Origin of the sequence: Gilvibacter sp. (assembly GCF_965601605.1) — a bacterium.
GTDB lineage: Bacteria > Bacteroidota > Bacteroidia > Flavobacteriales > Flavobacteriaceae > Gilvibacter.
This window is the reverse complement of the sequence record NZ_CBFCWJ010000017.1, coordinates 141,613-167,788: the sequence shown is the minus strand read 5'-3', so window position 1 is coordinate 167,788 and position 26,176 is coordinate 141,613. Positions and strand designations below refer to the sequence as shown.

26 protein-coding genes and 1 pseudogene are annotated in these 26,176 nt (G+C 42.9%); 12 read left to right on the top strand and 15 right to left on the bottom strand.

What is annotated here, in order from left to right; translation table 11 throughout:
- Positions 1-355: pseudogene (locus tag ACSLP7_RS04870) on the bottom strand (DNA mismatch repair protein MutS); the annotation flags it as partial.
- Positions 356-458: 103 nt separating this feature from the next.
- Here ACSLP7_RS04870 and ACSLP7_RS04865 point away from each other — a divergent pair.
- Positions 459-1,001: an RNA methyltransferase gene (locus tag ACSLP7_RS04865; protein ID WP_435578269.1), complete on the top strand. Its 543-nt coding sequence runs from the start codon at positions 459-461 to the stop codon at positions 999-1,001.
- On the opposite strand, the gene folK is transcribed toward ACSLP7_RS04865, so the two are convergent.
- Positions 998-2,107, bottom strand: a complete 1,110-nt coding sequence (gene folK, locus ACSLP7_RS04860; protein ID WP_435578271.1) for a 2-amino-4-hydroxy-6-hydroxymethyldihydropteridine diphosphokinase — start codon at positions 2,105-2,107, stop codon at positions 998-1,000. The genes ACSLP7_RS04865 and folK overlap by 4 nt on opposite strands.
- A gap of 103 nt (positions 2,108-2,210) precedes the next feature.
- Between folK and ACSLP7_RS04855 the strand changes: the two genes are divergently transcribed.
- Together ACSLP7_RS04855 and ACSLP7_RS04850 are read left to right on the top strand one after the other, a co-directional pair.
- The gene (locus tag ACSLP7_RS04855; RefSeq protein WP_435578268.1) at positions 2,211-2,903 is read left to right on the top strand and encodes a queuosine precursor transporter; all 693 of its coding nucleotides are present in this window, start codon (positions 2,211-2,213) and stop codon (positions 2,901-2,903) included.
- A gap of 48 nt (positions 2,904-2,951) precedes the next feature.
- On the top strand, positions 2,952-3,590 hold the full coding sequence (locus tag ACSLP7_RS04850; protein ID WP_435578267.1) for a LysE family transporter: 639 nt from the start codon (positions 2,952-2,954) through the stop codon (positions 3,588-3,590).
- Here the strand turns inward: ACSLP7_RS04850 and ACSLP7_RS04845 are convergent.
- Together ACSLP7_RS04845 and ACSLP7_RS04840 are read right to left on the bottom strand one after the other, a co-directional pair.
- Complete coding sequence (locus ACSLP7_RS04845; protein ID WP_435578266.1) at positions 3,583-3,822, bottom strand: hypothetical protein; 240 nt, start codon at positions 3,820-3,822, stop codon at positions 3,583-3,585. The two genes, ACSLP7_RS04850 and ACSLP7_RS04845, sit on opposite strands and share 8 nt — an antisense overlap.
- A gap of 61 nt (positions 3,823-3,883) precedes the next feature.
- Positions 3,884-4,687 (bottom strand): DUF2797 domain-containing protein, encoded by an 804-nt coding sequence (locus ACSLP7_RS04840; protein ID WP_435578265.1) that lies wholly within the window; start codon positions 4,685-4,687, stop codon positions 3,884-3,886.
- 45 nt (positions 4,688-4,732) lie between these two features.
- Here ACSLP7_RS04840 and ACSLP7_RS04835 point away from each other — a divergent pair, with 45 nt between their 5' ends.
- Complete coding sequence (locus ACSLP7_RS04835; protein ID WP_435578264.1) at positions 4,733-6,247, top strand: GH3 auxin-responsive promoter family protein; 1,515 nt, start codon at positions 4,733-4,735, stop codon at positions 6,245-6,247.
- Here the strand turns inward: ACSLP7_RS04835 and clpX are convergent.
- From clpX to ACSLP7_RS04795, 8 genes are all read right to left on the bottom strand, one after another.
- Positions 6,244-7,476 (bottom strand): ATP-dependent Clp protease ATP-binding subunit ClpX, encoded by a 1,233-nt coding sequence (gene clpX / locus ACSLP7_RS04830; RefSeq protein WP_435578263.1) that lies wholly within the window; start codon positions 7,474-7,476, stop codon positions 6,244-6,246. The two genes, ACSLP7_RS04835 and clpX, sit on opposite strands and share 4 nt — an antisense overlap.
- A 35-nt stretch (positions 7,477-7,511) precedes the next feature.
- Positions 7,512-8,186, bottom strand: coding sequence for an ATP-dependent Clp endopeptidase proteolytic subunit ClpP (clpP, locus tag ACSLP7_RS04825; RefSeq protein WP_272832955.1), 675 nt, complete (start codon positions 8,184-8,186; stop codon positions 7,512-7,514).
- A gap of 128 nt (positions 8,187-8,314) precedes the next feature.
- Positions 8,315-9,637 (bottom strand): trigger factor, encoded by a 1,323-nt coding sequence (tig, locus tag ACSLP7_RS04820; protein ID WP_435578262.1) that lies wholly within the window; start codon positions 9,635-9,637, stop codon positions 8,315-8,317.
- A 78-nt stretch (positions 9,638-9,715) separates the two neighbouring features.
- Positions 9,716-10,069 carry a phage holin family protein gene (locus ACSLP7_RS04815; protein ID WP_435578261.1) on the bottom strand — a complete coding sequence of 118 codons (354 nt, stop codon included), beginning with the start codon at positions 10,067-10,069 and terminating at the stop codon, positions 9,716-9,718.
- An 86-nt stretch (positions 10,070-10,155) separates the two neighbouring features.
- Positions 10,156-11,688 (bottom strand): G-D-S-L family lipolytic protein, encoded by a 1,533-nt coding sequence (locus ACSLP7_RS04810; protein WP_435578260.1) that lies wholly within the window; start codon positions 11,686-11,688, stop codon positions 10,156-10,158.
- 24 nt (positions 11,689-11,712) lie between these two features.
- A complete protein-coding gene (locus tag ACSLP7_RS04805; RefSeq protein WP_435578259.1) occupies positions 11,713-12,963 on the bottom strand; it encodes an OmpP1/FadL family transporter in 1,251 nt (416 codons plus the stop codon).
- Positions 12,964-13,068: 105 nt separating this feature from the next.
- Positions 13,069-13,833, bottom strand: a complete 765-nt coding sequence (locus tag ACSLP7_RS04800; RefSeq protein ID WP_435578258.1) for an alpha/beta fold hydrolase — start codon at positions 13,831-13,833, stop codon at positions 13,069-13,071.
- Entirely contained in the window at positions 13,830-14,546 is a 717-nt protein-coding gene (locus ACSLP7_RS04795; RefSeq protein ID WP_435578257.1) for a pyridoxine 5'-phosphate synthase, read from the bottom strand. Before ACSLP7_RS04795 ends, ACSLP7_RS04800 begins: the two co-directional genes overlap by 4 nt.
- A gap of 85 nt (positions 14,547-14,631) precedes the next feature.
- Between ACSLP7_RS04795 and ACSLP7_RS04790 the strand changes: the two genes are divergently transcribed.
- From ACSLP7_RS04790 to murI, 8 genes are all read left to right on the top strand, one after another.
- A complete protein-coding gene (locus tag ACSLP7_RS04790; protein WP_435578256.1) occupies positions 14,632-15,288 on the top strand; it encodes a CBS domain-containing protein in 657 nt (218 codons plus the stop codon).
- Between the two features lie 13 nt (positions 15,289-15,301).
- The gene (locus ACSLP7_RS04785; protein ID WP_435578255.1) at positions 15,302-16,195 is read left to right on the top strand and encodes an NAD kinase; all 894 of its coding nucleotides are present in this window, start codon (positions 15,302-15,304) and stop codon (positions 16,193-16,195) included.
- A gap of 93 nt (positions 16,196-16,288) precedes the next feature.
- Positions 16,289-16,984 (top strand): DUF6089 family protein, encoded by a 696-nt coding sequence (locus ACSLP7_RS04780; protein WP_291182121.1) that lies wholly within the window; start codon positions 16,289-16,291, stop codon positions 16,982-16,984.
- Between the two features lie 2 nt (positions 16,985-16,986).
- Complete coding sequence (locus tag ACSLP7_RS04775) at positions 16,987-17,727, top strand: isoprenyl transferase (protein ID WP_435578254.1); 741 nt, start codon at positions 16,987-16,989, stop codon at positions 17,725-17,727.
- 4 nt (positions 17,728-17,731) lie between these two features.
- Positions 17,732-20,281 (top strand): outer membrane protein assembly factor BamA, encoded by a 2,550-nt coding sequence (gene bamA, locus ACSLP7_RS04770; protein WP_435578270.1) that lies wholly within the window; start codon positions 17,732-17,734, stop codon positions 20,279-20,281.
- Between the two features lie 43 nt (positions 20,282-20,324).
- Complete coding sequence (locus tag ACSLP7_RS04765) at positions 20,325-21,188, top strand: OmpH family outer membrane protein (protein WP_272832968.1); 864 nt, start codon at positions 20,325-20,327, stop codon at positions 21,186-21,188.
- A gap of 51 nt (positions 21,189-21,239) precedes the next feature.
- Positions 21,240-21,755, top strand: a complete 516-nt coding sequence (locus ACSLP7_RS04760; RefSeq protein ID WP_272832969.1) for an OmpH family outer membrane protein — start codon at positions 21,240-21,242, stop codon at positions 21,753-21,755.
- Positions 21,756-21,823: 68 nt separating this feature from the next.
- Entirely contained in the window at positions 21,824-22,612 is a 789-nt protein-coding gene (murI, locus tag ACSLP7_RS04755) for a glutamate racemase (protein WP_435578253.1), read from the top strand.
- Here murI and ACSLP7_RS04750 read toward each other — a convergent pair.
- From ACSLP7_RS04750 to ACSLP7_RS04740, 3 genes are read right to left on the bottom strand one after another with little or no spacing between them, the layout of a single operon-like run.
- Positions 22,597-23,127, bottom strand: a complete 531-nt coding sequence (locus tag ACSLP7_RS04750; protein WP_435578252.1) for a gamma carbonic anhydrase family protein — start codon at positions 23,125-23,127, stop codon at positions 22,597-22,599. The genes murI and ACSLP7_RS04750 overlap by 16 nt on opposite strands.
- A 6-nt stretch (positions 23,128-23,133) precedes the next feature.
- A complete protein-coding gene (locus ACSLP7_RS04745) occupies positions 23,134-23,865 on the bottom strand; it encodes a LytR/AlgR family response regulator transcription factor (protein ID WP_435578251.1) in 732 nt (243 codons plus the stop codon).
- Positions 23,862-26,111, bottom strand: a complete 2,250-nt coding sequence (locus ACSLP7_RS04740; protein WP_435578250.1) for a histidine kinase — start codon at positions 26,109-26,111, stop codon at positions 23,862-23,864. The genes ACSLP7_RS04745 and ACSLP7_RS04740 overlap by 4 nt, the downstream gene beginning before the upstream one ends.
- Between the last annotated feature and the right edge of the window lie 65 nt (positions 26,112-26,176).

The window sequence follows — 26,176 nt, the reverse complement described above, 5'->3', positions numbered from 1 at the left end:
GAATGTCATCATTGATAGCAACTCCGGGAGTCACCAACTCGGTAACTCCGCGTTTGACAATGGTCTTGGTCTGTTTAGGGTCCTCCAGCTGGTCACAGATAGCCACGCGGCATCCTGCGGTCACTAATTTTGGCAAATAGGTGTTTAAAGCGTGATGCGGAAACCCGGCCAATTCCGTTTTATCACCGCCATTATTTCTGGCCGTTAAGGTGATGTTCAAAATCTTAGCTGCGCGCACAGCGTCCTCTCCAAAGGTTTCGTAAAAATCGCCCACACGAAAAAGCAAAAGTGCATCAGGGTGTTTGGCCTTGATGGCATTGTATTGCTTCATTAAAGGGGTGACTTTTGTGGCCATAAAACGGGTTGAAAAGCTAAAGTAGAAAAACTCGAATTTTTAGAGAAGATCAACCCATTAGAGTTATTCCCTTTTATTAACAATCTCCTACCTTTGCAAGCACATGAGCGACTTTAGAAAATTGCGCAATAGCGAACTGGACCGATTGAACGTAGCGGACTTCAAAGCGGCAAACAAAACTCCAATTATTGTGGTTTTGGATGACATCCGCAGTCTGAATAATGTGGGGAGTGTTTTTAGAACTTCAGACGCCTTTAGGATTGAAAAGATCTACCTCTGTGGAATCACTGCGACACCTCCGCATAAAGACATTCAAAAAACTGCCTTAGGTGCCACAGACAGCGTGGAATGGGAATACCGCGAAAACTGCGCAGAGCTCATTGAGCAATTGCGTCAAGAGGGCATTAACAGTTACGCCATAGAGCAAACAGAAAATGCCACGATGCTAAACGACTTTGCTCCAGAAAAAACTCCGATGGCAGTTGTATTTGGCAATGAAGTGAAAGGCGTTCAGCAAAAAGTGATCGATCAGTGTGCAGGTGTGATAGAAATTCCTCAGATCGGTACCAAACACTCGCTAAATATTTCTGTGAGCACTGGAGTGATCCTTTGGGATCTGTTCCAAAAATTAGCGTTTAAGTCTTAAGAAACGATTGCTCGAAGCACTTTTAAATAGTCTGCTCTGTTAGCCACAAAATCCAATCCAGAGACATCAATGACCTTTACTCCTCCTTCTGGGAAGGATTTTATATACTCCTGATACCCCTGATTGAGCTGTTCCAAATATTCAGGTTGAATATCGGACTCGTAAGAGCGGCCGCGTTTTTTGATGTTAGCCAAAAGGCTTTCCGTAGTTTGATAGAGATAGATGTATAAATCCGGACGTGCAATCTCCTTATACATCAAATGGAAAAGCTTTTTATACAAGGCGTATTCCTCGTCTTGTAAAGTCACTTTTGCAAAAATCAATGACTTGTACAGATCGTAATCAGCAACAATGAATTCCTTAAAAAGATCGTATTGAGAAATATCATCCAACAACTGCTGATACCGATCTGCCAAAAAGGACATTTCCAACGGAAAGGCATAACGTGTTTGGTCCTTGTAAAACTTGGGCAAGAAAGGATTGTCCTTAAAACGCTCTAAGACCAACTTCGCATTAAAATCATGTGAGATCAAAGTGGCCAGACTGGTTTTTCCAGCCCCAATATTCCCTTCAATGGCCAAGTATTTAAACTGATCCAATTGGAGGTTCTTCTTTGGATTACGTAGCCATTTGGACTGTTTGGAAAGGCTGGATTCATCACTGCACGCCTCCAACAATTCTGCAACAGTTTTTCCCAGTTTAGGATGGTTCCAATCGGGAGCCAGATCATGCATAGGCTGCAAAACAAAAAGGCGGTCTTGCATGGAGGGATGCGGCACCGTTAGGCTCTTAGAATCTACCTCTGCCTGGTCAATAGCAATGACATCTATGTCTATGGTTCGTGAACTGTAGCCCGCTGATTCGCCTCGGATTCTTCCTAGGTGTTTTTCGATACGCAGCACCTCTTTGATAAGTTTGGAGTTAGACAGATTAGACTCCATTCTCACAATACAATTCAAAAACTCAGGACCTTCAAAGCCCATAGCTGGGCTGCTGTACACTGCAGAAATCTTTCTAACATCACCAAGGGTCTCAAACAAGGCATTCACCGCCGCTTGCAGCTGTTCAAATCGGTTGCCTTGATTGCTCCCGAGTGCGAGGTATATGGTGCGTTTATCTTTGATGAGGGTCAGTGATTAGGTAAGAGCGAAAATAAGCAAAGTCCGCAAAAGATAATAACAGTGTTTATTAAAATCGTAACTTCGCTAAGTGAGTGATTCTATACCAAAAAACGGCCCTTTAGCCGATCGTATCTATCTGATTCTCGCTGCCTTGTTCATCACCTCTTTGGTGGTTTCTAACCTGATCTTTCAAAAATTTGTATCGATTGATTTTTTAGGGATATACACCTTTGAGATCTCCGTGGGTATTTTGCCCTACCCCATTACATTCTTGATTACAGATATTGTAAGCGAGGTCTATGGCAAGAAGAAGGCAAATCAAATGGTAACCACTGGAATCTTTGCTTCTTTTTTCTCCTTGGCGATTGTCTGGACTGCCGATCATTTTAACGCCATCCCCACAAGTCCCTTGGACAATGAGATCTTCACATTAGTCTTTGGAGCCACGGCGGTCGCTGTTTTTGCTTCGATGATGGCGTATCTACTTGCACAATATATAGACATTCAGATCTTTCACTGGTGGAAGCGAATTACCAAAGGCAAACACCTTTGGTTGAGAAACAACTTCTCTACCTTCACTTCTCAGTTCGTAGATACCTTCACGGTGCTTTTATTGCTCTGTAGTTTTGGAAAACTGCCATGGGCTATCTTTACCAGTTTACTCATTAGCGGTTTCCTTTTTAAGATCTTAGTAGCGCTTTTAGACACCCCACTACTCTACGCTGGAGTCTATTATCTCAGACATTTATTTGGCCTTAAAGGCAGCGAAGAATTGCGTTAAACTCAGGTTTAGGTGTAAGGTCTTCTAATCATGTACCACTAAATGGGCATGATTGTTCTATATCTCATCATTGGAGTTCTATTGGCTGGAATAGGCGGCGCCTTTCCTGGAGCTTCCAATATTGCTGTGATCAGCGCAGCGGCCAAAGGCCGTCAACGACAAGGTCATCAAATTGCCTATGGCGCTGGTTTGGGTGAGATCTCCTTGGCTTTCCTTGCCTTGAGCTATAGTATGTTTGTCGCTGATTTCTTAAAGATGAATCCTTGGATCAAAGTCTTATTTGTTGGAGTTTTTTTGATTGTTGGGACCCTGTTTTTATTTAAACAACAACTTCCCAAACGCAAAAAGAAGTCTAGCGAATCTGGTAGTTTTAGCACAAGGCTGCTTCAAGGTTACCTGTTGGCCGCGATCAACCCACCTGTGTTGTTGTTTTGGTTAGTAGCAGTAGCTTTGGTCAATAGCAATTATGTGGAGCTTTCCGCAATGCTAGATTTGAGTTCTCTACTTTTCTTTTTCTTCGGAGTTTTTCTGGGCAAGGTTGGAATCTTGATGATCTACGGATCCACGGGCAAACGCTTAGCCTCAAAAGAAACCAAAAAGCGCAGAAAAGTTTGTATGCATACCTTGATCGGCATCGCCTTAATTGGTATAGCCGTGGTGCAAGCCTTGCGTCTTTGGATTATCTAAAGCGTTTGGCCTCAGTATCGTAATCTTCGTAGAAATCGTCAAAGGTCTTATCAGTCGTATAGTCATCGGTCAACACCCGATAAACCATCAATACCACGAATACCTGTCCGAGCACACTCAAATAAAACATCCAATTAAAAGGAAGATCCATAGTAACCATTATCGTTAAGGTTACCAATAGTAGTGTGGTGATCCACACCAAAGACATGGCGGAAAGTTTTAGTTTATTCATAGCCCTATAAAGATAACGCTATCTCTGTCAAGGACTTATTAAAAAGCTGTTAAAGACAGTATTAGGCGGTCACCCCCAACTCCAAGGCGACATAAAGCCCTTCATTACTGCGCACATTGAAAACCGTTTGGTCTTCAAAGATCAAGTATTGCCCTTTGATACCCACTAGGGTTCCTGTATAGGCTCCATCTTTGACTAAATTAAGGCTTTTGGGTTTCTCCGGATATTGCTGCACAGGAAACTCCAAATGTGTTTCCGCTTGCTGCTCCAAGACATACTCCTTGGCTTCATCCGGCACTAGAGGCAAGAGTTTATCACGCCAATCGACAAGATCCTCGTCCTTGATATCATTTTTAAGCATGGCCCGCCAGTTGGTCTTATCACTTACTTGATCCTTCAACGCAACTTCGGTGATCCCAGCCAAATATCTGTTGGGAACCTCAACAATGGCAATGGCTTCATGCGCACCTTGGTCAATCCAACGCGTTGGCACTTGACTTTTACGAGTCACCCCAACTTTTACAGAACTGGAATTGGCCAAGTACACAATATGCTGCTGTAGCTGCATTTTCTTTTCATACTCCAAGTCACGGTCCTCTTGGCCCAAATGCGCTTTGCTGAGTTCAGGTTTAATGATCCAATCTGCAGCTTGAGGCACGTCATAAAAACAGTCATAGCAATACCCCTGACGGAAGATTTTTTTGTCTAATCCGCAGTTGAGACATTCATACTTGAGAAACTGCAAACTAATGCGCTTTCCCAAAAGTTGATTGACGTTGATGAAATCGGTCTCAAAGTTCAAGAAATACTGCACGGGCTGGCCGTTTTGCGTCTTCATTTTTGTGAGTACTCCAGTATAGGTCATATGCTTAAAATTCCTATTTTTATTGCCTAAAGATAGCGCAAATAAATGCCAATACCGATTGTAAATTCTATTGCCTCCTGGTTTTTAAAAAAGCGGTTCCATCAGATTGAACTCTTTTTAAAATACCCCGATGAAGTGCAACGTGAACTGCTGAGCAATCTCTTGGTAAAAGCCAAGAATACGGAGCTTGGCAAGCGCTATGGCTTTGAAGATATCAAGGATTATGAAACCTTTGCGGCTCGCGTACCCATTAGTAGTTATGAAGACTACAAAGACCTCATAGAACGTTCACGACAAGGGGAATCCAATATTTTTTGGCCCAGCCCTATCAAGTGGTTTGCAAAGTCTAGCGGAACCACTTCTAGCAAAAGCAAGTTCATACCCGTAAGTGGTGAATCCTTAGAAAATTGCCATTACGCAGCCAGTAAGGATCTGCTTTGTATGTATTTGAACAATAATCCCGACTCTCAACTATTTGTGGGCAAAAGTTTACGTTTAGGCGGGAGCAAGGAACTATACAAAAGCAATGGCACTGCCTTTGGAGATCTGTCTGCAATCTTGATTGACAATATGCCTTTTTGGGCAGAATTCAGTTCTACGCCGAGCAGCGAAGTTTCACTTATGGCCGATTGGGAAACCAAAATGCAGGCCATTGTCAATGAAACCATACAGGAAAACGTGACCAGTTTGGCTGGTGTACCTTCTTGGATGTTAGTTTTACTCAATGAGGTACTGACTTCCACTGGAGAGAATAACCTTTTTGACATTTGGCCGAATTTGGAAGTCTACTTTCACGGGGGCGTGAGTTTTGAGCCCTATATGGATCAGTACAAACACATCTTGCCCAAGTCAGATTTTAAGTACTACGAGATCTACAATGCTTCTGAAGGATTCTTTGCCATTCAAGATAAGAACGACAGCAAAGACCTCTTACTGATGTTAGACTACGGAATCTTTTACGAGTTCATTCCGATGGACTGCTACGGTACTCCAGAGCAGCGCGTGATTCCATTAGATCAAGTAGAAGTTGGAAAGAATTACGCTATTGTAATTACCACTAACGGCGGATTGTGGCGTTACAAGATTGGAGATACCGTTCGATTCACTTCCGTAAGACCCTATCATATTCGCGTGAGTGGACGCACCAAACATCACATCAATGTCTTTGGAGAGGAATTGATCATTGAAAACGCAGAAAGCGCCCTCAAAAAGGTGGCTGCCAAAACCAATTGCGAAATTGTGGATTATACCGCTGCCCCTATTTTTATGGAGGGACGTGAAAAAGGGGCTCATGAGTGGCTCATCGAATTCAAAAAACCACCTACAGACCAAAAGCAGTTTACCAGTTTACTCGATCAATACCTACAAGAAGTAAATTCTGATTACGAAGCCAAGCGATACAACAATACCACGCTAAACCTTCCTACGGTTCACTTTGGACGCGAAAAAGTCTTCTACGATTGGCTGAAAGCAAAAGACAAATTGGGCGGACAGCACAAGGTGCCTCGCCTGGCAAATACTCGCGATTATTTAGAGGAATTACTTAAGCTGAATGCTTAAGAAACGGCCTTGAGCTTTTTAATGGTTGACTTGTTGAGCTTTTTCTCTGCGTACTCTTTAGTCACATGCAATTGACGGTCATCCGTACCAGGCATCTCAAACATAGCGTCTGTCAATACCGCTTCACAAAGCGAACGCAATCCACGAGCTCCAAGCTTGTATTCAATGGCCTTATCAACCACATAATCCAAAGCTTCTTCTGTGATCACAAAGTCAATCTCGTCCATCTCAAAGAGTTTCTTGTATTGCTTTACAATCGCGTTCTTTGGCTCGGTAAGAATAGCTCTTAGGGTTCCTTTATCTAATGGATCCATATGTGTCAAAACAGGCAGACGTCCGATGATCTCTGGAATCAATCCGAAGTCTTTAAGATCCTTAGGAATAATGTATTTAAGCAAGTTGTCACGCTCAAAGGCGTCGTCTGATTTAGAAGCGCTAAATCCAACCGCTTGCATGTTCAAACGCTTGGTGATGGCGCGTTCAATACCATCAAAAGCTCCACCGGCAATAAATAGAATATTCTCCGTATTGACTTCAATGAACTTCTGATCCGGGTGCTTACGCCCACCTTTTGGCGGTACATTCACGGTAGTCCCTTCAAGCAGCTTCAATAAGGCTTGTTGCACCCCTTCTCCAGAAACGTCTCTGGTAATGGAAGGATTGTCGCTTTTACGAGCAATCTTATCGATCTCATCAATAAAAACGATTCCGTTCTGCGCCTTCTCCACATTGTAATCTGCAGCTTGAAGTAAACGCGTCAAAATACTTTCTACGTCTTCTCCAACATATCCTGCCTCAGTCAACACTGTTGCATCTACAATGGCCAAAGGCACGTTTAACATACGTGCCACCGTTTTGGCCATTAAAGTTTTACCCGTTCCGGTTTGCCCAACAATGACAATGTTACTTTTCTGAATCTCGATATCATCATCCGTTGGTGGTTGCAACAATCTTTTGTAGTGATTGTAAACAGCCACAGACATCACCTTTTTGGTGTGTTCTTGCCCAATGATGTATTCGTCCAAAAATTCTTTGATGGCTTTGGGTTTCTTCAGCATGAGCTCCTTAGAAAGTTCAGCATTGCTGCTGTGGGTAGCTTCTTCTACCACAATTCCATGAGCCTGTTCTATACAGCGGTCGCAAATGTGCGCATCCAGCCCTGCAATAAGCAAGTTGGTCTCTGGCTTTTTACGCCCACAAAACGAACATTCTAATTCTTCTTTAGCCATCTTTCTGGGTATTCAGGTAAAGCGTATAACGGCAATTATCCGCGGGTTAGTATTTCATCAATCATTCCGTATTCCTTGGCTTTGTCTGCCTTCATCCAGTAATCACGGTCGGAGTCTTGGTAGATCTTCTCATAAGTCTGGCCAGAATGCTTGGCGATGATTTGATACAATTCTTCTTTCAAGATCAAGATCTCACGGGCAGTGATCTCAATGTCACTAGCCTGTCCTTGCGCACCACCTAGCGGCTGGTGAATCATAACACGAGAGTGGGTCAATCCACTGCGCTTGCCTTGAGCTCCGGCACAAAGCAATACGGCTCCCATAGAAGCTGCCATTCCGGTACAGATCGTAGCCACATCTGGCTTGATGAACTGCATGGTATCGTAAATACCCAATCCGGCGTATACACTTCCTCCTGGGGAGTTGATGTAGATCTGAATGTCTTTAGAGCTGTCTGTACTTTCCAAGAACAACAATTGTGCTTGAATGATATTGGCCACCTGATCGTTGATACCTGTTCCCAAAAAGATGATGCGGTCCATCATCAATCGTGAGAATACATCAAAGATCGCAATGTTCATTTGACGCTCTTCAATAATGTTTGGAGTTAGACCAACCGGATACATGCTGCTCACGATCTTATCGTAATACGTAGAGCTGATCCCTTGATCCTTTATAGCAAAGTTTTTAAATTCTTTTCCGTAATCCATGTAAATGGGTTTGATTTTTAAACTAAACTGTCTAAAAGGAAATCAATTATACATTTTAGTTTTGATTGACAAAAAAAGGCGTGAATCCTCTCGGATTCGACGCCTAAAGATAATTAAAATAAGCCGGTTTAACTGTAGGCCTCTTTTACGAAGGCGTCGTAGGTTACCTCCTTAGTCTTTAATTTTGCATTTTCCTTAAAGAAATCAAGCATTTTCTGGCCGTTTAGCTGCTCCTGCAAACGCTGAACTTCTTCTTGGTTGCTCATGATACGAGCCGTAATGCCATCCAATTCTTCTTGAGACGGATCCATTTGTCCAAACTGAGCCATCTGCGCTTTGATCATGTTTTGAGCGTAGTCTTTCAACTCGTCAAAAGTCACTTGCAAATTGTGCTCTGCACGCAGTTTGCCTTCAATCAATTGGTAACGCAAACCTTTTTCAGTACGCTCGTATTCTGCATTGGCTTCGTCCTCAGAAAGCTCTTGCTCTCCTGCAACGCGTAACCAACGTTTTAGGAATCCATCAGGCAGATCGAATTTGGTGTTGTCGATCAATGAATCAACTACATCGTTCAATAATTTTTGATCTGCTTGTTGGGCAAACTGACGCTCAGCATCTTCTTTGATCTTTCCGCGCAGCTCCTCTTCTGACTTCACTACGTCCTTTCCGAAGAGTTTATCAAACAGCTCCTGATTCATCTCAGCTAGCTCACGGGTGTTGATCTCGTCAATAGCGAACTCCACTTCAACGTCAAGTCCTTTTGCATCGTCAGAAGACACTCCAAAAACTTGTTGGTTTTGGAAATCGTCTTTGAACATAGACTTGGTTTTAAGAGTAATTGTCTCTCCTGCTTTTGCTCCTAATAATGCTTTCTGCTGACGTTTTCCGTCAACGCGATCTAGAGATAGCGTAGTTTTATTGTCGATTCCAGCTTCTTCATTTTTGAAAGTACCGGTGATCTCTGCATCTGCAACAACCTCAGCTTGGCTGATCAATTTTCCGTACTGCTTGCGAATGCTTGTTACTTGGTTGTCGATCATTTCATCATCGGCAACGATCTTGTATTGAGTAACGGCTTTCTTTGGAGCCATATTTACATCAAACTTAGGAGCAAGACCCAATTCAAATTCAAAGTTGAAATCGTCTCCGTCCCAATTGATGTCGGTCTCATTTTTTGGCAGTGGATTTCCAAGTACCTCCAACTTTTCTTCAGTAAGGTATTTGTGCAAGGAATCCTGAAGCAATTTGTTTACCTCATCGACCAAAACGGCCTTTCCATACTGACGCTTCACCATGCCCATAGGCACATGTCCTTTTCTAAAGCCAGGAATATTAGCGTTCTTTCTGTAGTTGTTTAAAATGGTTTCTACCTTGTCTGCGTAGTCCTTTTTCTCGATCGCCACAGTTACTACGGCGTTCAAATCATCAATATCGGTTCTGCTGATGTTCATAATGTATTTTTCTCTGAAAATCGGAGTGCAAAACTACGACTTTTTTAAGCCATCAGCAAGGGAAGCAAGACTTGATTATCAGGCCTTTGGTTTTTCTTCTTTGACCAAGGAATTGACAAAGGCTTGCAAGAAGGAAAGCAATATACTGAACAGTACCGCCCACCAAAATCCATCTACCCTAAATCCATCGAGCATCTCGCTGGCCAGCAACACAATTATGGCGTTGATCACAAAGAGAAATAAGCCCAACGTAAGTATCGTCAGCGGCAAAGTAAACAAGATCAATAAAGGTTTTACAAAAAGGCGCAAGATCGATAGAACAATCGCGACAATGATCGCACCCCAATAACCGGAAACAGATACTCCGGGCAAAACATTAGCCAGTATAAGAACCGCCCCAGCGGTTAATGCGATTTTAATCAGCGTGTTCATCAATTTGAAAATTTGTTTGTGCTCATTTCATAAAAAAAAGCGTTACCCGAAGATAACGCTTTTTATCATGTGATATTTAGATGGTCTTAATCGTTACTCAAGGTAATAGTTCCGAAAGTTCCGATATCTACCTTTGGAATTGTAGCTCCGTATTTGGCGTTGATCGCATCAATGATCAAGTTTGCCGTGTAGGCATATCCTCTTGGTGTTGGGTGAACCCCATCCAAAGAAAACGCTCCACCAGTTACAAACTCATTGGTCAACATTACTCCGTTGCTCATCACTCCTCCGTTAGCCACTTGTGCCAAAGCACTTCTAGCATCTACAAAGGCAATATCATTAGCAGCAGCAATACCTTCAATAGCAGCGTTGTAAGCAGCTCCAGCAGCAGCAACACGTGCTTGCTCTGTAGCAGTCAATACAAATTGGTTTGCTAGAGGTACAGATACCCCGTTGATCGCTGTTGGGTCATCTCCAACTTGAGCTCCTAAAACACTAGCCGCAGTAAGAACGATCAAGTCATTCTCATTAGCCTGACGCAATTGCCCAAGCAATGCAGCAGTTTCTGGATCAAGGTTAGCAGGAGGTCCTTGAAGGATCGTAGTTACATCAGTAAGGTCTGTATCTACAATGATTGGCGCATTGCCCAATCCAGCTTCAAAAGAAACGGTACGCATTGCAGCTTCTTCAGCACTGATCACTCCAAAGCTTACCAATCCAGGCAAGATAAGGTCGTTGTAAAGCGCAAAGTTCGCATTCAATGCAGCAGCAGTAGCCTCGTCCAATGGAACAGAGTTTACAGGCACTGTAGTAAAGAATGGAATAGAAGTTACATCAGGAATGTTCAACACAACCCCTCCTGATCCACCAGCAGCTAAAGCCTCTACTTCTTGACTAAATACAGAAGCAAAAACATTAGGGTCAGTGATATCGTTTGGACCATAAGTTGTTGGATCCAAGTTTCCAAGTTGATCTACACCAGAACCACCGCTAGTCGCGTAGCTCAAGATATCGTTGTTTCCGATCCACAAGCTAAAGAAAGATGGGTTCAAAGAAGCAGCATCTCCAACAACAGTTGCAGAAGCGTTAGTTGCGATACGAGCATAGTAAGGGTTAGCAGTTCCCGTAAGAACTCCGTTTACATCTCCGTATCCTGGTGCTACCAAGTGAAAACTCTTAGCACCTGGAATTCCCATATTATTGAATGGGCTAGCTAATCCGTTAGCAACGTCCGTAGTTGGCATACCACCTAGAACAGCTGGTCCTAAGTTACCTTCAGCATCCGCAGCTAATACAAAACGGTTTTGAGAAATCTGGTTTCCGCTTAAAAGCAATCCACCCAAATTATCGTTCATCAAAGGCTGAGTGAAATCTCCACCTCCAGCTAAAGCGAATTGGTTGGCTAGGATATTTGGATAAGAGTTCTCTTGTCCTGTGATATAAAGTGCACCGTCTGCAAAACCAGCAGTAAGGGAGTTACCCACGGCCACAAAACTTGACATATTGGCCTCACCAGTGGTGTAAAAGCCTTCGTCAGTGATCGGTTCTTCAAATTCAACTTCACAACTTGCTAAGAAAGCTGCAGAAGCGACAAATAAATATTTAATATATGTTTTCATATGGCTTATCAGATTAAGTTGTGATTACATTCTATAAGAGATTCCAAGACCTGGAATGAAAGAGTTCGACTTGTAAGTCCCTCCAAATGGTACAGCAACGCCATCCTCAAAATAGAAATCGTAAGAAGCGTCAACTTCTTTAAATCTCAAGTAAAGGAAAGAAGCATCGATCTGGAAACGATCGCTCAAGTTGAAAGTCAAACCAGCAGTGTATCCGTTAGAATCGTTACGCGGAGTTTCCGGAGCGAAGAATCCGTCCTGTACCGGAGACTCATCAAAGTAGTAACCTGCACGTAAAGTAAACTTAGAAGTTGCTTCATACTGCAAACCAAAACGGTAAATAGAAGCATTCTTATAGTTTCTACGGTTGAATGAATCCGGAATGTTAGGATCTGCAAAGTCGATGTCTAATGAATTGTACACATCCCAAAACGCACGGTTGAAGTCAAAAGCAAACAACCACTTGCTGTGGAATTGGTAAGAGAATCCAACGGTCAATTCTGCCGGAAGTGGCAAGGATGCGTCAAAAGTAGTATCAGCAAAAGGAGTCAAAGGTGAGTTTGGTACATTCTCAAAGTCAGCCTCTCCGCCTTCAGCGTCTAGAATAATTTCTGAACGGTAATTGAATCCAATATTGATCTTATCGGTTGGTTTGAACATCGCACCAATAGTATAACCCCAAGCATTAACACCAGAAGCATCAATAGTAACGTTTGTTCGGTTGCCGTCTAAGTCAGATAAAGTTCGGTTCAAGTTTCTGTTGAAGTTTACAGAACCAGTCACATAAATAGGTCCACCACCGATACTCAACTCGTCAAAGATCTTTACAGAAACCGTTGGTTGTACAAAGATCGCAGCCAACTCAATATTATTTACCAAGTGAGATCCTTCCCAGTCATTCGGGTATTCAACAGAACTACCATAAGGCGTGTAAACACCAAGACCAAAGGCTAACCAGTCGTTAGCTTTGTAAGAAGCATACAGATAAAATGGAGTTCCAACAGGGCTATCAGTCTCTGTGGAATATCCGAATTCTGCATTCTGAAATTTTACATCAGCAAAAACACCAGAAACACCAGCAGAGATGTTCAGTTTGTTTTCCAGGTAGACCATACCGGCAGGGTTAAAAAACACCAATTCGGCACTGTTTACGACTGCCACACCCGTGTGTCCCATAGCCAGAGATTTCTGCCCCTGAAGACTCACACGGTATCCACCTGCATAAGTCACCGCCGCAGTCAACGCAAAAACAGCGAAAATGAGTAATTTTTTCATAAAAAGGGATTAAAAAATTAGATTGTAGTATTAGTTCAATTACAAAGGTAGTTCTTTTTAAGCACTACCTATTTATTATGCATACATAATAAATGTTGTGCAATGTTATAAAAAATCTATAACATTTTGGTAAAATTCCCTAGGATTTTCGGCATGTAGCCAATGTCCAGCAGCTGAGACCTCATCGATGATTGCCGCAGGAAAATGTCTTTTTATCATGATTTCATCCACAGGAAGTATGTAGTCTGATTTTGCACCTCTGAGAAACAAACTCGGCCCATTAAAACGTGCCTGATCTGCCAAAGGTTTGCCCACTTCTTCAATATGTTGCTTTAATGCGGGAAGGTTCATCCTGAGTCCCAAAACTCCTTTATCAACCCAGTAGAGATTCTTCAACAAAAACTGTCTCACTCCAGGCTCTGCAACATATTGACTCAGCAATTCATCGGCTTGAGAACGCCCTGTTAATGAGGCTTCCCAAAGAACGGTCAGTCCATTTAATATAGCTTGATGATGCTGCGGATAGGCTTTTGGAGCGATATCCGCAACGATCATTTTAGACACGCGCTGCGGATTCTGGGTAGCGAATTCCATAAGCGTTTTACCACCCATAGAATGCCCAATGAAACTGGCAGACTCCATTCCATGGTGGTCCATATATGCGAGCAGATCTCGAGCCATTAAAGCATAAGAAAATCCAGGATCATGAAAGCTGCGCCCGTGATTTCTTTGATCCACCAAATGCACCTGAAATCCATCTTCTGCAAATTTATTGGCCAAGGTCTTCCAATTGTCCCCCATGCCTAAAAAGCCGTGAAGAATGATCAAAGGCTGTCCCTCTCCGACAATTCTGGAGTGCAATAAACTCATGATTGTAATTTATGGATGTACATATTCACCACATTTTCTAAGCCTAAGTACAAGGATTCTGAGATTAAGGCGTGACCAATGGATACTTCTGCCAAATGCGGAACCTCTTGCGCAAAGAAGGCAATATTATCTAGGGACAGATCATGTCCGGCATTAATTCCCAAACCTAGTTCATGAGCCAATTGGGCGCAGCCGGCATAAGGTTTCACAGCCTGTTGATCACCTGCAGCATAACCACTGGCAAAAGCTTCTGTATATAACTCAATTCTGTCGGTCCCAACCTCGGCAGCTCCTTCAATCATGGCCGCAACAGGATCCACAAAAATGGAAGTACGCATGCCTTTGGATTTGAACTCTGCAATGATCTCCGTTAGAAAATCTTTGTGCTTTACCGTATCCCAACCTGCATTTGAGGTTAAAACGTCAATGGAGTCGGGCACCAAAGTGACCTGCTCAGGCATCACTTCATTGACCAAATCTACAAAGCTACCCACCGGATTCCCTTCAATATTGAATTCCGTATGAACAACAGCTTTTAGGTCGCGAGCGTCTTGGTAACGAATATGACGTTCGTCTGGTCTCGGGTGAATGGTAATCCCATGGGCTCCAAAATCTTGAATGTCTGAAGCAACTTGAAGCAAGTTCGGCACATTACCACCTCGTGCATTACGCAGGGTGGCAATTTTGTTAATATTTACGCTTAATCGCGTCATGGCTTAGTATTTGAATACAAAAATACGAAGATGATAAAGGCTCATGCTGCTTAAAATTGATTAATTTGCATAAAAATTATTGGTATTGAATACTGCGGAATACATTATTAACGACGTTAGACCGTTCAGCTTGAAAACTATGGTGAGTGAAGTACAAAACACCTTCAACAACCTCACCTATTCCCATCTACCGGTTTATAATGAAGGCACTTATTTAGGGTGTATTTCAGAGACTGATGCGCATTGCTTTGAAAGCGACAAGACACTCTTAGAGGTGCAATATGCCTTAGAGGGATTCTTTGTGCGCGAGAATACCAATTGGCTGGATGTGTTGGAGGCTTTTGCGCAACATTCCAGCAATATCATGCCTGTCCTTAATGAAGAACAGGAGTATCTCGGCTATTTTGAGTTGGGTGATATCATGAATCTCTTTAGCGAAACCCCCTTTTTACATGAAGCTGGAGGGATCATCATTATTGAAAAGGGAGTCAATGATTATTCCTTTAGTGAGATCTGTCAAATTGTGGAATCTAACGATGCGCGATTATTAGGAGTTTTCGTTTCCCATATGGAGAACGATCTAATCCAAGCTACCGTAAAGATAGCACCTACCGGCATCAATACCATTGTACAGACCTTTAGACGTTACGGCTACAATATTGTCTCTCAACATGCGGAGGACACCTATCTGGATAGCCTAAAAGCGCGTTCTAAGTATTTGGACAAATACCTCAATATGTAATTAAGCCTCGGGCATGAAGATCGCGATCTACGGACAGTTTTATCACAAGAACTCAGGCGGTTATATCGCCTCAGTGCTCAACGCGCTTGACAAAGCCCAAGCTGATGTATTCATAGAAGCCAACTTTTTGGAACTCATCCGCGCCAATGAAAACATTGAGAAAGACTACGAAGCTTTTGAAACCTTCACGCAATTAGACGACTCTTACGATCTGTTCTTTAGTATTGGTGGAGACGGAACCATTTTACGTTCCATTACTTATGTCAAAGATCTCAACATCCCAATCGTTGGGATCAATACCGGCCGTCTCGGATTTTTAGCTACAATTCAAAAAGACGACCTTAAAGAACATATTGATCAAATACTCGAAGGCCAATACAGCATTTCTGAACGCAGTCTTTTACAGGTTAAAACAACTCCGGCTGATGCCATGGATGGCGTTTTAAATTTTGCCCTCAATGAAGTAGCCGTAAATAGAAAGAACACTACCAGCATGATCCGCGTAGCGACAGAGCTCAATGGTGAGTACCTTACCAGTTATTGGTCAGACGGACTTATTGTAGCCACGCCTACCGGTTCCACGGGGTATTCTTTGAGCTGTGGAGGACCGGTAATTGATCCGCAATCCAATTCCTTTGTGATCACCCCAATCGCACCGCACAATTTGAATGCAAGACCTTTTGTAATTCCAGACGATACTACTATCGGACTCCAGGTCTACGGCAGGGAAGATTCTTATTTGCTTTCCTTGGATTCTCGTATCGTAACCTTAAGTAACGATACCGAGGTTGAGATCACCCGAGCACCCTTTACAATTTCCTTGGTTCAGCTGAATCACGACAGCTTTATCAAAACCATTCGCCAGAAGCTACTTTGGGGCGAAGACAAGCGCAATTTTAAACAATAAAACAGGCGTTTTACTGTTTTACTTCTCGGAGGATACAGCGAAGGCTGTGGATACCTCAAGTTTATTGTTATATTTGCACGTTTTTTCAGGGATATGAGGGCCTTATTTTTGCTGTTTTTTATGGGATTAGGAAGCTTTTTGAGCTTCGGACAAACCTACGAGATTGGAGCCGTTCTAGGTGGAACCAATTTTATTGGTGATGTAGGACGCACCAATTACATCTCGCCCAATACCCTGCACTTTGGTGGGATCTTGAAATGGAATCGCGGACCAAGACACGCATTCCGCTTTACTTTGATCCAATCCAACCTCAAAGGAGACGATAACAAATCTAGCGAAACCAGACGTGCCCAACGCGGTCTAACCTTCACGAATTCCATAACCGAAGCTTCTCTTGGTCTGGAATTTAACTTCGTGGAATTCAGTATGTATTCTGGCAGACCGCAGCGTACACCGTATTTATACACCGGTTTGACGTATTTTCGATATAATAACCTTTTTAGGGACCCTAATACCGATGTGATTCGTAAATTTGACAGCGCCTGGGATTTCGCGATCCCAATGGTAGTGGGTTACAAAGCCACACTGGGAACCAAAATGATTCTCGGATTGGAAATTGGGGCCAGATATACCTTAACAGACGCCTTGGACGGAAGTAATCCTGTAAAGGATCTTGCCGAAGACCAAAGCTTAAAATTCGGCAATTTAAACAGCGACGATTGGTATGTATTTACAGGGCTAACCCTGAGTTTTACCTTTGGTCGACAACCGTGTTATTGTAATTTCTAAGGATGAGCAAACTAGATCGTATTGACAAAGCAAAGCTTCCGAAGCACCTGGCCGTTATTATGGACGGCAACGGACGCTGGGCAAAAAAGCACGGTCTTTTCAGAACCAAAGGACACGAAAGTGGTACCAAAGCGGTTAAAGAAATTGTGGAAGGTGCAGCCGAATTAGGAATACCTTTTTTAACACTTTACGCCTTTTCTACTGAAAACTGGAATAGACCCAAATTAGAGGTTCAAACCCTGATGAAACTCTTGGTATCCAGTTTGAAAAAGGAAGTAGAAACCCTCCAGAAAAACAACATTCGCTTAGGCGCTATTGGAGCGCTGAATGACTTGCCCAGCAAGGCGAGAGCGGAATTAAATGAAGTGATTGAGGCTACCAAAGACAACGAGCGAATGACCTTGACTTTGGCATTGAGCTATGGCTCCCGAGAGGAAATCACAAAAACTATTAAAGAAATAAGTTCCAAAGTTAAAAATAATATAATTTCGATTGAAGAGATTGATGAAGACGTTATAAATAAGCATCTTTACACGCTTAATTTACCGGACGTGGATCTGTTGATTCGCACCAGTGGAGAGCAGCGTATAAGCAACTTCTTACTATGGCAGATCGCTTATGCGGAACTATATTTTACAGAGGTACTTTGGCCCGATTTTAGAAAGGAACATCTACTCGAGGCTATCCTGAATTATCAAAACAGAGAACGCAGATTTGGAAAGACCAGTGAACAACTTAACTAACACTATATTTTTGAATTCCTATAAAAGAACATTACCCCTTCTCCTTTTATTCTTTTTGCTGAGCTTTTCGAGCTACGGTCAGAAACGTGACCTTGACGCAAACCGCAAATACGAGATCGGCAATATTGAGATCACGGGACTCAAAAGTTACAACGCACAAACGGTACTTACCTTTACCGGCCTCAAAACTGGAGAACGCATCTACGTTCCTGGTCAACGTTTGAGCGATATTATTACCAACCTTTGGGATCAGAACCTGTTCTCAGACATCAGTATTTATGTTACCCGCATGGAAGGCGATGTGGTCGACCTGGAGATCAACATCCAAGAACTGCCAACACTGAACAATGTTTCTATTACGGGAATTCGCGATAGAAAGGCTCGTGATATCATTAATGACAACGAACTCAAAAAGGGACAAAAGGTTACTCAAAACCTACTAACCACTACCAAGAATTACATCTTGAATAGATACCGCGAGCAAGGATTCTTGAATGCTCAGGTAATTATGAGTACTACCAATGTAATGGATTCCATTACTGGTTTGGAAACAAAACAAGACCTGGCCATCGCTATTGATAAAGGTGAAAGAGTTAAGGTAGACGAGATCACCTTTAACGGCAATGAAGCTTTGACGGATGCCAAACTTCAAAAGGCCATGAAGAATACCAAAAAGAGATTCCCGCTTCGTTTTTGGAAACGCTCGAAGTATATCGAAGACGATTACGAGGCTGATAAAGAATCTATTTTGGACAAGTACAAGGAAAACGGTTATCGCGATGCACGTATCGTTAGTGATACCTTGATCCGTAAAGATGACAATACTGTTGCCCTAGAGCTTACTGTAGAAGAAGGAAATCAATACTACTTTGGAGATATTGATTTCATCGGAAACAGTGTATTTAGCGACGAACTTTTAAGTCGTGTTCTAGGAATCCAAAAAGGAGACACTTACAACGGAGTGTTGCTGGAAGAGCGCATTGCTGATGTAGGAGATCCAGAGGCTTTAGACCTCACCAACCAATACCAGAATAACGGTTACCTCTTTTCTAGAATTAACCCAGTAGAGGTAAACGTAAGAAACGACACCATAGACTTCGAGATCCGAATCATTGAAGGGAAACCGGCATATTTTGATCACGTGACCGTTGTGGGTAATACCCGTACTAACGACCACGTGGTGTATCGCGAACTCAGAACCCGCCCTGGAGAGATCTACTCTAAGGCAAACGTGGTACGTACCGTTCGTGAATTAGGACAAGTAGGATACTTTGATCCGGAACAGATTGCACCAAACTTTAAGAATGTTGATCCAAACTCAGGAACCTTAGACATGGAATACTCCGTGGTTGAGAAAGGTTCTAGCCAGATCGAACTTCAAGGTGGTTACGGTGGAGGTGGATTCGTAGGAACCGTTGGATTGTCATTCAACAACTTCTCGATCAGAAACATCTTTAATGGAAAAGCGTACAAACCGCTTCCGATGGGAGACGGACAAACACTTTCCTTACGTGCGCAAGCCAGTACGTTCTTCCAAACCTATAGCTTATCATTTATTGAGCCTTGGTTGGGCGGACGTAAACCGATCCAATTCTCAGCCTCGTTCTCACATACGGTGCAGTTCTTCTTCGACTTTAGAAGTAGAGATGCAGATAGATCTAGAAAATTCTTGATCACGGGTGGATCATTAGGTATTGCGAAGCGCTTGAAATGGCCGGATGACTTCTTCCAGATCTCACACGCGGTAAGTTTCCAACACTTTGACTTGAAGAACTACATCACCAACCTCTTTACTTTTGGTGACGGATTCTCAAACAACTTGGCCTATACTATTGGACTGAGTCGTGATAATACTACGGTAAACCCGATCTATCCTTTAGGAGGTTCTCAATTTGCCCTTACGGCTAAATTGACGCCGCCTTGGTCATTATTTAGCAGTACAGACTTTGGAAACTTGCAGAACGATCCAGAATTCCAAGACGCTAACGGAAACCCTGATCAAGCGAGAATTGACCAAGAGCGATTCAAGTGGTTGGAATTCTATAAGATCAAATTCAACGCAACTTGGTATACTCGAGTAGTTGACAAACTTGTACTGAGAACGCATGCCGAATTCGGTTTCTTAGGCGCCTACAATAACGACCGTGGAATCCCTCCTTTTGAGCGTTTCTTTGTCGGGGGTGATGGTCTAGGAGCTTTCAGTTTGGACGGACGTGAAGTGGTTCAGCTGCGTGGATATCCAAACCAATCTTTATCCACCATTGATGGAAATACGATTTTCAACAAATTTACGTTAGAATTGCGTTACCCTATCAGTTTGAAACAACTGGCAACAATATACGCGCTGACGTTTATAGAAGGAGGAGCGGCTTGGGATAGTTTTAGAGATTATAATCCCTTCGTTATTAATCGTTCTGCTGGCGCAGGAATCCGTATATTTATGCCTGCGTTTGGACTTTTGGGAATCGATTTCGGATACGGTTTCGACCCTATTCCTGGTGGAATCGAGCCTAATGGATGGGAAACGCATTTTATAATTGGTCAACGCTTTTAAACGCTTTGGCACGATATTTTCTATTACTCAACTGACTAAGACTATGCGATTAAAATTAATTCTCTTGGTATCTGCCCTAATGATCGGCAGCTTGAGCTATGCGCAACGCGGAGCGCGCATCGGTTATATCGATATGGAATACATTCTGGAAAACGTTCCGGAATACCAAGAGGCTTCCCTGCAATTGGACAATAAAGTTCAACAGTGGAAAAAGGACATTGAAAAAAGATTGGCAGAGGTTGATCAAATGAAGGTGGACCTTAGTAACGAACGTGTTTTACTTACTAAGGAACTCATTGAAGAACGCGAAGAAGAGATTCAACTCAAGCAAGATGAAGTATTGGATTACCAACAAAAGCGATTTGGACCAAATGGCGATTTGGCCATCCAACGCAGACAATTGGTACAACCCGTGCAAGATCAGGTCTTCAACATAGTTCAGGAGATCGCACAGGCTAAAAAATACGATTTCATCTTTGACAAGTCTGCAGACATTGTGATGCTATTCGCTGCGGAGCGCAACGATATTAGTGATCAAGTGGTACGCGCCATCAACAGAGCGGCAAAACGTACTCAAGCAACGTCTAAAAAGGACAAAGAAGAGATTGAAGCTCGTGAGGCACTTTCTGCAGAAGAAGATGCAGTAGTGACTGCTAAAGAGCAAGAGATCGAAGCCAAGAACGCTGAACGTGCTGCAGCTGCTGCCGCTCAGAAGACAGAAAGAGAAACACTTTTAGCAGAGCGCAAACGAGTTCGTGATTCAGTTCGCGCTGCTAAGAAAGCAGAATTTGATGCAAAGCGTGCACGTTTGTTAGCGGAGCGTCAAGCTAGAAAAGATAGCATCGATGCAGCACGTGCTGCTCGCCGAAATAATGACGGTGACGATGACGATGGCGGAGGCCTATAACTCAAACAAAATTGATAATCTATAATACTTATAAACATTAATACAATTACAATGAAACATTTGAAATCTTTATGCGTAGCGTTGGTGTTGTTTGTTGGAGCTACCGGATTTGTGCAGGCGCAAGATGTGGCTAAGACTGCCCATATTGACACCCAAAAGTTGGTTGAAGCTATGCCGAGCATGGTTGACGCACAAAACCAATTAAAGAAGTTGCAAGCCACTTACGATGCTGAGATCAAAACCATGGCTCAGGAGTGGGAAGCTAAAATGAAGCAATATAATGCTGAAGCTGAGAGCAAGACCGATGATGAGAACATCCGTCGCTCTAAAGAGGTTCAGGACATGCAGAAGAAAATTCAAGAATATCAGCAAAACGCACTTAAGGACCTTCAACAAAAAGAAGTTGACCTTATGACTCCACTGTTGGAAAAAGCGCGTGCAGCCATCCAAAAAGTGGCTCGTGCACAAGGTTACCAATACGTATTGGATTGTGCAGTAGGAAACGGAGTTATCCTTTGTGATGGTCCAGACCTATTGGATGCTGTAAAGAAAGAGATGGGAATCTAATCCATACTTTCTCAAAACTTTTCAAAACTGCCTTCGGAATCCCGGAGGCAGTTTTTTATTTTTAGCACATGAAGCTCAAAGGACCTATTGGCATATTTGATTCTGGTGTTGGCGGCACTTCCATCTGGCGTGCTATTGAAGCCCAAATGCCCTATGAGCATAGTTTGTATTTAGCCGATAGTAAGAACGCACCCTATGGCAAAAAGCCCAAAGAAGCGATTTTAGCCCTATGCATTAAGAATACGGAGTTTCTTATTGCAGCAGGCGCAAAGATCATTGTGGTGGCCTGTAATACCGCAACCACCAATGCTATTGATTATCTGCGGAGCAATTATGAGCTTCCCTTTATTGGGATAGAACCCGCCATAAAACCCGCTGCACTCCAAACGCGCACCAAGAGCGTGGGCATCCTTGCCACACAAGGCACTTTGAGCAGCGCGCTGTTTGCAAAGACCTCAGAGACCTTTGCGAAAGACGTTGAAGTTATTGAGGTCATTGGAACGGGCTTGGTTGAGCTTATTGAAAGCGATCAAATCGACAGTCCAGAGATGAAATCACTTTTGATGAAATACCTAGCTCCAATGAAAGCAGCAAATATTGATCATTTGGTATTAGGTTGTAGCCACTATCCGTATTTGATTCCTAAGATCAAAACCTTGTTGAATGAAGAGGTAAAGATTATTGATAGCGGGGAAGCCGTTGCACGTCAAACCCAACGGATTCTAGAAGAACACTCTCTGAGTTATAAGCATGAAAAGCCATACCATCAGTTTTATACCAATGGTGACCCTGAGGTGATCTCAAAGATTTTGGAAGACCATTCCGCTCCGAAAAACATCAGCTATAAAGATTTCTGATCCGGATCTTTAAACCAAGAAGCGTACTTCACATAATTATTGGCTATCCGATCGATCTCCCCAGAAGAAAGCTCTGGACTAACTGATTTGATCTTTTTTGCTGGCATACCCGCAAAAATACTTCCAGCAGGAACATGAGTGTTTTTGGTTAGAACAGCTCCGGCAGCAATGATACTACCCGACTCCACCACACAATCGTCCATAATTATACTGCCCATACCAACCAGGACATTATCGTGAATGGTACAGCCGTGAACAATTGAGTTATGGCCAATGGAAACATTATTGCCAATGGTGGTCGGAGACTTTTTATAGGTTGCATGGATTACTGCTCCGTCTTGAATATTGACCTGTTCTCCGATCCTGATATAATGTACATCACCTCTAAGTACCGCGTTAAACCAAACACTGCACCGAGGGCCCATAGTAACTTCTCCAACTATGGTTGCATTGGGTGCTATAAAACAGTCTTCAGGGATCTGCGGATGAATACCGCGAACGGGTAAAATATGCATGCTTCGTTATTTAAAGTAAGAGAGTAAGGCGGATTTCTTCGCGGCGGAGACCAAGAGTTCTTTTCCGTTGCTCAAAACTACACTCCCACCCTTGCCTTTATTGTAGGCAACTACGGCATTGACATTGACCAAATAGGATTTGTGAATTCTGGCAAAGCCTTGATCGGCTAGGATATCTTCAAAGTATTTTAGGGTTTTACTGACCAGTTTCTTGCCTTTCTCTAAATAGATCTGTGTATAATTATCATCGGCCTGACAATAGAGAATATCATCTACAGCCAAAACCTCAAAGCCCGATTGAAGCGGAATAGTGATCTTCCCTTGAACTTGTTTAGATGAGGGCACCAAAACCTGATCTTGCAGTCGCTCTTCTTGCTGTTTGATTTCTGTAACATAGTCCACAGCCTTGATGAGCTCATCAATAGAGATTGGCTTAAGCAAATAGTAAGAAGCGTGTGCATTAAGAGCATCTATGGCGTAGTGATCATAGGCCGTCACAAAAACAGTCTCAAAGGTTCTATCGCCTACCTTGTCCAAAAGATCAAAAGCGTTCCCATAAGGCATTTCCACATCCAAGAATACCAGATCCAGACTATTATTGCGAATCAAGGTCAGGCCTTCTTCAATTCCAGCTGCCTCCCCTACCAGTTCCACACTAGGACAGTATTTTTTGAGGTAGTTTCTTAGAATTTCCCGGCTGGTTTCTTCGTCTTCTACGATGATGGCTTTTAAGATCATTGGTCTTTCTTTACAATAAGGCTTACACGTGTACCGCTGCCGTCTGTTTGCAGATCACTCACAGTGACGTCCACCTTGTCTTTATACATTTGATTCAGGATCTGGATACGTTTTTTGATATTACCCATTCCTTTAGATTGCTGTTTTTTCTGATTGGCTGTTTTGAGCTCTTTAGATTTTTGACGTCCTATTCCATCATCGGTGATGGTAATGGTGATGGTCTCTGAATCCGTTTGATCAAAACGCACTTCCAATTTGCCTTTTGTCTCTTTATAACGCAGGCCGTGCCATACCGCATTCTCAATATAGGGCTGCAGCAGCATTGGCGGAATCACAAAGTCGTCTACGTGAAGTTTTTCATCCAAGATGATCTCATAGTCAAACTTGTCTTTAAAACGAAAGTGCTCTAATTTGGTGTAAATACTCAGCAGGTCGATCTCTTTAGAGAGCGGAATAAAATCCTCCTCGCTGTTCTCTAGCACGGAACGCATCAGCCTGGAAAAATCAGATAGATATTTATTGGCAGTGCGCTCGTCACTACTGGCTATAAAACTGTTTACAGAATTCAAGGCATTGAAAATAAAATGCGGATTCATCTGGGTACGCAACGATTTTAACGCCAAAAGGTTGTTGGCGTATTTCTGCTGACGAATGCCTTTGTTTAAGAAATAAGCCATGGCCAGAAGCAAGACAGCTAAGGCTACAAGGGAGGCAATGATCCACTTTTGAACCTTGTTGTTCTTTTCGATGAGTTCTTGATTCTCAAAAGCCAATTTATAGCGCGACTCGTTGAGTTGTCGCTCATTTTCCAAACTGGTAATACGGTTTTGTTTCAAGGCAATATCACGACTGAAACGTGCGGCTTGAGAAAGCTCCTGCTCTTTTCTGCGATAGAGCTCATCTACCACAGCTACATAATTCTCATAACTGCTCGCAGACTTCTCTGCCATGCCCAGATCTCGGAATACCTCAGATAGTTTTCTAGTAGCGTCTTTTTGGACCACGAGATCACCACTGGCGTCCGCCTGGGCAATACTTTTCTCTAAGTAAGGAATTGCCGCTTGATAATTGTCCTGAGCGACTAAAGCATTGGCTATTTTGTAATTCTGACGTTGCGGAGTTAAGTCTTCCACTACATCATCCGCTGCCGTAATGGTAGAAAGGTCAATAGAATCCAACATATTGAGCGTCTCTGTACGCAGCTTGATCTCTTTGTCAAAGTCCCGGTTGGCGTTGTAAAAATCAGCCACCTTGCTTTGCTCTTTTACAGAACGCACTTCGCTTTCATCTGCTGCTAATTCCAAAGAGCTTTCAAAATAATCGTTTGCAATTGCTGGAGAACCCGCTGCGGCGTATGCTTCTCCAATTTTTGAATTAAGATTGGTGATCTTTGGGGTGATCAAATGATCTTTGGCAACTTGCAGACCGCGTTGGTAATTGTCAACTGCGTTTTCTAGGTCTCCTATGGCGATATAGGTATCGCCCAGCCCTTCATAGACCTGTACAGTTTGATAGTTGGTCAGATCCTTTTCCAACAGCTGCTGATAGGCCTGTAGGCTCTCTTGATGATTCTTGTTATTACGATAGGTACGCGCCAGCTTTATTTCTACTTCTGTTTTAGGAAGACTGCGCAGACTACTTTTGTAATTCTCCACCGCCAGATCGTGTTGCAACCAATAGTCGTTAATGTCTCCCAAGGTCTCAAAGGCAATTCCATTTTGGGCCGAAGTTGGGCGCTGATCACGAGTAGACTCCAAAGCTTGGGTCACAAACTCAATACTCTTCTTGGCGTCTTGTTTTAAATAACTTTTAGCAGAATCAATATACTTAGGAAACACATTGGTGTATTCTTTCTTTCTAGAAGATAACTTCTTCTGACTTACTTCATCATTTTCTGTACCCGGCGCTTTTTTGACCAAAATCCGAACAGACTGATCGTCTTGAATTTCATAATATACAGTCTCAAAAGCATCACTGGTCACAATGAGTTGATCCCCAATTCGAGCCCGAATACTAAAGTCTCCTGCAGCATCTGTAGTGGTGTAAGCACCTCCCGATATCTCAATATTTGCATTGCTAATTGGCTCGAGCAGCTCATCATCAAAGATGCTTCCCTTGAGCATAAAACTCTCGCGGGGTTGCAGGCGCGTTCGACCACCACTATCGGCATCGACCTGAGCTAGGCCCATCGGAGCGAATCCAAACAGTAATAGTATAAGCAATAGATATGTGTATCGAGCTTGCATAGTGATGTAAACTTAGGCTTTTTTAAGCAGTAAAGAAAACCGCTCAGTTACCATAAATGCTAATA